The 4,930-nt window shown below is 61.4% G+C and carries 4 protein-coding genes; 1 reads left to right on the forward strand and 3 read right to left on the reverse strand.

All coding sequences use genetic code 11. The features are described from left to right. From astA to DBR24_RS06905, 3 genes are all read right to left on the reverse strand, one after another. Positions 1-1,000, reverse strand: a 1,000-nt coding sequence (gene astA / locus DBR24_RS06895) for an arginine N-succinyltransferase (RefSeq protein ID WP_128614311.1), incomplete at its 3' end; no start/stop codon positions are given. A gap of 51 nt (positions 1,001-1,051) precedes the next feature. Then, the gene (gene aruF, locus DBR24_RS06900; protein WP_007951057.1) at positions 1,052-2,071 is read right to left on the reverse strand and encodes an arginine/ornithine succinyltransferase subunit alpha; all 1,020 of its coding nucleotides are present in this window, start codon (positions 2,069-2,071) and stop codon (positions 1,052-1,054) included. 204 nt (positions 2,072-2,275) lie between these two features. Continuing rightward, complete coding sequence (locus tag DBR24_RS06905; RefSeq protein WP_128614307.1) at positions 2,276-3,496, reverse strand: aspartate aminotransferase family protein; 1,221 nt, start codon at positions 3,494-3,496, stop codon at positions 2,276-2,278. Between the two features lie 305 nt (positions 3,497-3,801). Between DBR24_RS06905 and DBR24_RS06910 the strand changes: the two genes are divergently transcribed. After that, positions 3,802-4,930, forward strand: a 1,129-nt coding sequence (locus tag DBR24_RS06910) for a dermonecrotic toxin domain-containing protein (RefSeq protein ID WP_371921241.1), incomplete at its 3' end; no start/stop codon positions are given.

Here is a 4,930-nt window from a genome sequence, read left to right on the forward strand (position 1 = left end):
ACGCCACGGCGCGCACTTGATCGCCGGCGTTGAGTTGAAGACGTTTGGCGGTCAGCGGATCGACCACCAGCGTGCCGGCGGCCAGACGGGCCGGGGCAGCGGTGATGCGGCAATCTTCGCGTTTGCGGTTATGGATGATGAACGGCGTAGCGTCATCGCCCGGCGTACCGATCGCCAGCACCAGCGCTTCGCTGTCACGCACGGCGCGGATCTTGCTGGTTTCGCACTCGATGGCAGGGCCGGCGTCGAAGATATCGACGTACCCCTGATAACTGAAGCCTTCGCCCTTGAGCATCGCCAGCGCGGGCTCGGTGTCCGGGTGCACCTGGCCGATGACGTTGCGCGCATCCGGCGAGAGGAAGCAGGTATACAGCGGGAATTTCGGCATCAGTTCGGCGATGAACGCCTTGTTGCCGACACCGGTCAGGTAATCGGCCTGACTGAATTCCATTTTGAAGAAGTGCCGACCCAGGCTTTCCCAGAACGGCGAACGCCCGGCTTCGTCGGAGACACCGCGCATCTCGGCGATGATCTTGTTGCCGAACAGCTCCGGGAACTCGGCGATGAACAGCATGCGTGCCTTGGACAACATGCGGCCATTGAGGCCGGTGCGGTAATCTGCGTGCAGGAACAGCGAGCACAGCTCGGAGTTGCCGGTCAGGTCGTTGGCGAGGAACAGCGTCGGGATCTCGCGATAGATGTTCAGCTCCTGCGAGGCGCTGACGGTCAGGCCGACACGGAAGTTGTACCACGGCTCACGCATCCCGACCGCGCCGGCAATGGCGGAAATCCCCACCACGCGACCGTTGTCGTCTTCGAGCACGAACAGGTAGTCCGCATCACCACGGCCGGCTTCGCCGCGAAAAGTCTTCTCGGCCCAGCCGACCCGGTGGGTCAGGCGTTCTTCGTTGGCTGGCAAAGTAGTCAGGCCGGTGCCGGTGCTGCGGGCCAGGTCGATCAGCGCGGATAAATCGCTGCTGCGTACGGGACGAACAATCATGCTATCTCCTCAAACGGGCCGCCTTCGCCACCCGTGAAACTCGCTAAGGCGTTAAACCGCCACCAGGCGCACGCTCGCACCTTCACCGACGCCCAGGGCTTCGGCCGCTTCCAGATCCAGGGTCACCGGTTTGCCCGGCGCGTAGTCCAGCTCCAGCAACACCGCGCGGTAATCCTGCAACTGTGCGTTGGCCACCAGATACTGGCGCCCGGCACCTTTGACCGGCTCACCGATCTTCACCGGCACCACGCGGCTCTGGGCGATCGAACGGATCCCCGAAACACGCGCATGCAGGGTCGGGCCACCGTCGAAGATGTCGATGTAGTGATCGGTCTCGAAGCCTTCGCGCATCAGGATGTCGAAGGTGATCTGCGCACGCGGGTGCACCTGGCCCATCGCTTCTTGAGCGGAGTCCGGCAGCAGCGGCACGTAGATCGGGTAATGCGGCATCAGCTCGGCAAGGAACGTGCGGCTCTTCAGGCCACACAGGCGCTCGGCCTCGGCGTAGTTGAGGTCGAAGAAGTTGCGACCGATCGCGTCCCAGAACGGCGAGTCGCCGTTCTCGTCGCTGTAGCCGACGATCTCGGTCACCACCGAATCAGCGAAACGCTCCGGGTGGCTGGCGACGAACAGCAGACGGCCACGGGAGTTGAGCTCGGACCACGGCGACCCCACCAGCTCGCGCTGCACGTAGAAACTGGTCAGCAGGCTGTTGCCGGTCAGGTCGTGGCATTGCGAGAGCACGTGGATCTTGTTGTGGATCTTCAGCTCGCGCGAGGCGTGGACGAAGGTCTCGTTGCGGAAGCTGTAGAACGGCTCCGAATAACCGGCCGAAGCAACGATGGCCGAACAGCCGACCAGTTTGCCGGTGGCGGTGTCTTCGAGGACGAAGAAGTAACTCTCTTCACCATTGAAGCTGACTTCGGCGGCAAACGAGGCTTCGCTTGCGGCGATCTTGTCGCTCAGACGTTCCACGTCATCCGGCAAGGAAGTGACACCAATCGGACTGTCCGCAGCCAGACGCTGTACCTCGCCCAGATCAGCCATTTGCGCAGGGCGCATCACCAGCATGGTGTCACTCCTTTTCTCTTATCAATTCACAGAAAAAACACCGGACACTGTGGGAGCGAGCTTGCTCGCGAAAGCGGTATATCAGTCAGCTTAGATGGCGACTGACACTCCTTCTTCGCGAGCAAGCTCGCTCCCACATTGATAGTGCTCGGTATCAAAAAATTTGATCGACGCCTGGGAAAACTCCAGGCGTCGAAGGGTCTATCAGGCTTGCGTCAGTTTTGCTGCGGCGCGTTCGAAGCGGTCCAGACCAGCGTCGATATCGGCATCTTCGACCACCAGGCTTGGAGCGAAACGAATCACGTCCGGGCCGGCCTGCAGAATCATCAGGCCTTCTTTTTCAGCGGCGTTGAAGATGTCCTTGGCCTTGCCTTTCCAGGCATCGCTCAGTACGCAACCGATCAACAGACCGAGGCCACGCACCTGAGTGAACAGGCCGTACTTCTCGCCGATCTGCTGCAGACGGGTCTTGAATTTGTCGTGCTTGGCGTTGACGCCGTTCAGCACCTCAGGGGTGTTGATCACGTCAATCACCGCTTCGGCTACCGCGCACGCCAGCGGGTTGCCGCCGTAAGTGGTGCCGTGGGTGCCGACGACCAGATGTTTGGCCAGCGCGTCGGTGGTCAGCATCGCCGCGATCGGGAAACCACCGCCCAGGCTCTTGGCGCTGGTCAGGATGTCCGGAGTCACGCCGTAATGCTGGTAGGCGAACAGGTGGCCGGTACGGCCCATGCCGGTTTGCACTTCGTCGAACACCAGCAGCGCGTTGTGTGCGTCGCACAGTTCACGGGCACCTTGCAGGTAAGCCAGTTCGGCCGGCAGCACGCCGCCCTCGCCCTGGATCGGTTCCAGCACGACCGCGCAGGTCTTGTCGGACACCGCCGCTTTCAGCGCGGCCAGGTCGTTGTAAGGGACGTGGGTGATGCCGGTGATTTTCGGACCGAAACCGTCGGAGTACTTCGACTGGCCACCGACGTTGACGGTGAACAGGGTACGGCCGTGGAAGCTGTTGAGCGCGGCGATGATTTCGTACTTCTCGCTGCCGAAACGGTCGAACGCCACGCGACGGGCCAGCTTGAACGCGGCCTCGTTGGCTTCAGCGCCGGAGTTGCAGAAGAACACGCGCTCGGCGAACGTGGCGTCGATCAGCTTGTGCGCCAGGCGCAGGGCAGGCTCGTTGGTGAACACGTTGGACACGTGCCACAGCTTGTTCGCTTGCTCGGTCAGCGCACCGACCAGCGCCGGGTGCGCGTGGCCCAATACGTTTACGGCAATCCCGCCGGCGAAGTCGATCAGCTCGCGGCCGCTCTGGTCCCAGACGCGGGAACCGGCGCCACGCACCGGAATGAAAGCGGCAGGCGCGTAGTTGGGAACCATTACCTGGTCGAAATCGGCGCGTTCTACCGCAGCGTGATCAACGGACATCGGAGTCTCCTGAAGAGGAACACCCGCCTGAAACTGGCGAGCTTGGTGAGGATTGTAAGGACAGTTTTCAGCCCGGCCTTGTCGCCAAGCGACAACTTCTTATAGCGCAAACCCTGAATTTTCCCGGGTTTACGGCAATGCGACATATAGCGTCGCAAAGGCGCAGTTTAAACTGTCGCTGCCGATTTGCGGCAGGCCCGGGAGGATATCAACTGAACGGCGCGGCACAGCTATAAATATGTACCGCACCCCCCATGCATCGTTCTGATTTGCTTGGTGCTTTCCAGATGCCAAGGATTGGCCCGATGCAAACGACTGAACACCCCAACGACACCCCTTTCGGGGCACAACCCGACACTCACTATCTGCACCTGCAAGCCAGCCTGCCCACATGGCTCGGCAATGCTTCAGCGTCCAGACGCGAGGCATTGAAAAACACCCTGCCAGCGATGCCCCTTCAACTTCTAGCGCGTTCGGCGACCGAGCATCAGGCGCTCAAGGCGCTCAATTCCGCCCACTGGTCCGCCCAAAACGATGTCGACCGCCAACTGGAGCAATTCAGGGACATCAATGCCTTTGCCGAACCGCTGCTCAAGGCCGCGATCAAGGCCCACTTCGACCTGGAACTGGATGTCAGCAACATCCAGCTGCGCCTGTATATCCCTGCCACCACGCCGCTGTTCGGCATCAAGACCGGCGCACGCACGTGGACGGTGTCGCTGCTGGCGGCGGCGCTGCATAACTTCGAGGAAAAGGAGACGCAGGACGATGCCTATGACGCCGCTTCCACGTACATCATGCAGTCCTTGCCTTCCGCGCAGTCCGACACGCCGCTCTCGGCCACCGCACAGTTCGACACCCTGCCCTGGCTCAAGGAAAAAATGAGCATCCCGGCGTTCACCAAAATGTGCCGGGAGCTGGACATTGGTGCGCAGTACAAGACGTACCTCGAAGACCACCTCGGCATGACCGACGCGAAAAAAGGCGCAACGTTACGCAAACATGTCGACAAGAGCGAAAAAGCCGCGCTCAAGGCCGCCCTGCAATTCGCCCGTCTGACAGGCGATATCAGCGACCGTTACTGTCGCACGATCGTTGCACTGATCGACGGCGTGCGGCACCTGCGCATCAACGGGCAGCACCTGCAAGCTCAGGCGCTGACCATGATGGGCGCGCCGCTCACCGGTATCCTGGTGTTCGCCCCCCAGGCCGATGAAGTCCACACAATAGCGCGGGTGGTCGCCTACGTCCCGGATGACCCGGAGCATCCGGTCAAGGAGTACGCCTCTTCGGCGGAGCTGGAAAAGGAACTGACCCGTCAGCTGCGCGCGCAGGACTATCAGAAATTCTTCAGCCGCTTCGTCAACCACGAACAGCGCGGCGTTTTCTTCTCCAGCCTGAACACTCGCCTGAGCCAGGTGAAGTGGCATGAAG

This window comes from Pseudomonas sp. HMWF006 (assembly GCF_003061205.1).
Classification (GTDB): domain Bacteria; phylum Pseudomonadota; class Gammaproteobacteria; order Pseudomonadales; family Pseudomonadaceae; genus Aquipseudomonas; species Aquipseudomonas monsensis.

Excerpts from the sequence above, each read along its gene's own strand:
- aruF (WP_007951057.1), bottom strand. The coding sequence starts at position 2,071 with ATGCTGGTGATGCGCCCTGCGCAAATGGCTGATCTGGGCGAGGTACAG.
- DBR24_RS06905 (WP_128614307.1), bottom strand. The coding sequence starts at position 3,496 with ATGTCCGTTGATCACGCTGCGGTAGAACGCGCCGATTTCGACCAGGTA.